General features: G+C 49.0%; 2 rRNA genes. Both read left to right on the top strand.

The features are described 5' to 3' along the window. The first annotated feature begins 151 nt into the window (after positions 1 to 151). A 23S ribosomal RNA gene (locus AC6UDE_RS06900) occupies positions 152 to 3,068 on the top strand. A 72-nt stretch (positions 3,069 to 3,140) separates the two neighbouring features. Further along, a 5S ribosomal RNA gene (gene rrf, locus AC6UDE_RS06895) occupies positions 3,141 to 3,257 on the top strand.

The raw sequence follows: 3,257 nt of genomic DNA, 5'->3' as shown, positions 1-3,257 counted from the left end.
ACTTTGTTCTTTGAAAACTAGATAATATTATTTTCTGTATTAATTATATTTTAATTATAATTTTAACCGAGAAATAACCACTACGTTATTTGAGTTTTTTAAAATAGTTTAAATCGCAAATACTCAATAACTTACATCACGAAGTGATGCAGGTTAAGTTATTAAGGGCGCATGGTGAATGCCTTGGTACTAGGAGCCGATGAAGGACGGAACTAACACCGATATGCTTCGGGGAGCTGTACGTAAGCTTTGATCCGGAGATTTCCGAATGGGGAAACCCAATCATCTTAGTCGATGATTGCACGACAGTGAATTCATAGCTGCCGTGCGGTAGACGCGGGGAACTGAAACATCTAAGTACCCGCAGGAGTAGAAAAAAATTTCGATTCCCTCAGTAGCGGCGAGCGAACGGGGAACAGCCCAAACCGATCAGTTTACTGGTCGGGGTTGTAGGACTGAACATTTGAGTTACAAAAGAATCTGATAGTCGAATCAGTTGGGAAGCTGAGCCATAGATGGTGATAGCCCAGTAGACGAAATCAGGTTCCCTCAGTTCAGGATCCTGAGTACGGCGACACACGTGAAACGTCGTCGGAAGCCGGGAGGACCATCTCCCAAGGCTAAATACTACCTAGTGACCGATAGTGAACCAGTACCGTGAGGGAAAGGTGAAAAGCACCCCGGAAGGGGAGTGAAATAGTTCCTGCAACCATGTGCCTACAAGCAGTTAGAGCCCGTTTAAGGGTGATAGCGTGCCTCTTGTAGAATGAACCGGCGAGTTATAGTTGCATGCAAGGTTAAGTTGAAAAAGCGGAGCCGAAGCGAAAGCGAGTCTGAATAGGGCGTTGAAGTATGTTGCCATAGACCCGAAACCAGGTGATCTATCCATGTCCAGGATGAAAGTGCGGTAATACGCACCGGAGGTCCGAACCCGTGTACGTTGAAAAGTGCTGGGATGAGGTGTGGATAGCGGTGAAATTCCAAACGAACTTGGAGATAGCTGGTTCTCTCCGAAATAGCTTTAGGGTTAGCCTCGGATTTAGAATCATGGAGGTAGAGCCACTGTTTGGACAAGGGGTCCGTCTTGGATTACTAAGTTCAGATAAACTCCGAATACCATTGATTTGTATCCGGGAGTCAGACGATGAGTGATAAGATCCATCGTCGAAAGGGGAACAGCCCAGACCGCCAGTTAAGGTCCCTAAATATATGCTAAGTGGAAAAGGCAGTGGAGTTGCATAGACAACTAGGATGTTGGCTCAGAAGCAGCCACCATTTAAAGAGTGCGTAATAGCTCACTAGTCGAGTGATTCTGCGCCGAAAATTTACCGGGGCTAAGCATATTACCGAGACTGCGGACGCGACTTTGTCGCGTGATAGGAGAGCGTTCTAAGGGCAATGAAGCTAGACCGTAAGGACTAGTGGAGCGCTTAGAAGTGAGAATGCCGGTATGAGTAGCGAAAAATCAGTGAGAATCTGATTCACCGAATGACTAAGGTTTCCTGGGGAAGGCTCGTCCACCCAGGGTTAGTCGGGACCTAAGTCGAGGCCGAGAGGCGTAGACGATGGATAACAGGTTGAGATTCCTGTACTAGTTATTAACGTTTGAGTGATGGAGGAACGCAGAAGGCTAAGTTGTGCATCCTGATGGAGATGGATGTTCAAGTCGTAAGTCAGGTCAAGAGAGAAATGCTTTTGATCGAGTTGACAAGCGACAATGAGGACCGAAATTATAGTAGGGAAGCAACTGATGTCACGCTGCCGAGAAAAGCTTCTAGCGAGTTAATAACTACCCGTACCGCAAACCGACACAGGTAGTCGAGGAGAGTATCCTCAGGTGAGCGAGAGAACTCTCGTTAAGGAACTCGGCAAAATGACCCCGTAACTTCGGAAGAAGGGGTGCTGTCCTAACGGACAGCCGCAGTGAAGAGGCCCAGACGACTGTTTATCAAAAACACAGGTTTCTGCAAAATCGTAAGATGACGTATAGGGGCTGACGCCTGCCCGGTGCTGGAAGGTTAAGTGGAAGAGTTAGCTTCGGCGAAGCTCCGAAATGAAGCCCCAGTAAACGGCGGCCGTAACTATAACGGTCCTAAGGTAGCGAAATTCCTTGTCGGGTAAGTTCCGACCCGCACGAAAGGCGTAACGATCTGGGCACTGTCTCAACGAGAGACTCGGTGAAATTAAGATACCTGTGAAGAAGCAGGTTACCCGCGACAGGACGGAAAGACCCCATGGAGCTTTACTGTAGCTTGATATTGGGTGTTTGCACAGCTTGTACAGGATAGGTAGGAGCCATTGAAACCGGAGCGCTAGCTTCGGCGGAGGCGTCATTGGGATACTACCCTTGCTATGTGAACACTCTAACCCTGAGCACTCAACGTGCTCGGAGACAGTGTCTGGTTGGCAGTTTGACTGGGGCGGTCGCCTCCTAAATAGTAACGGAGGCGCCCAAAGGTTCCCTCAGAATGGTTGGAAATCATTCAAAGAGTGTAAAGGCAGAAGGGAGCTTGACTGCGAGACATACAGGTCGAGCAGGGACGAAAGTCGGGCTTAGTGATCCGGTGGTACCATATGGAAGGGCCATCGCTCAACGGATAAAAGCTACCCTGGGGATAACAGGCTTATCTCCCCCAAGAGTTCACATCGACGGGGAGGTTTGGCACCTCGATGTCGGCTCATCGCATCCTGGGGCTGTAGTTGGTCCCAAGGGTTGGGCTGTTCGCCCATTAAAGCGGTACGCGAGCTGGGTTCAGAACGTCGTGAGACAGTTCGGTCCCTATCCGTCGCGGGCGCAGGAAATTTGAGAGGAGCTATCCCTAGTACGAGAGGACCGGGATGGACATACCGCTGGTGTACCAGTTGCGCCGCCAGGCGCACAGCTGGGTAGCTATGTATGGATGAGATAAACGCTGAAAGCATCTAAGTGTGAAACTCGCCTCGAGATGAGATTTCCCATTCCTTTATGGAAGTAAGACCCCTGAAAGATGATCAGGTAGATAGGTTAGAAGTGGAAGCGTAGTGATACGTGAAGCGGACTAATACTAATCGGTCGAGGACTTAACCAAGCAAAAAGAAGTGGAAGTTAATCGGGCAGAGAAGATATTATCTAGTTTTGAGAGAACGAAGTTCTTTCTAAGTGTGGTGGCGAAAGCCTGAAGGATACACCTGTTCCCATGCCGAACACAGAAGTTAAGCTTCAGCACGCCAAGAGTAGTTGGGGGATCGCCCCCTGCAAGGGTAGGACGTTGCCACGC

This window comes from Fructilactobacillus sp. X2R5C3 (assembly GCF_059901325.1).
Note: the sequence above shows the minus strand (reverse complement) of the source record. Positions and strands in the feature narration are given on the sequence as shown.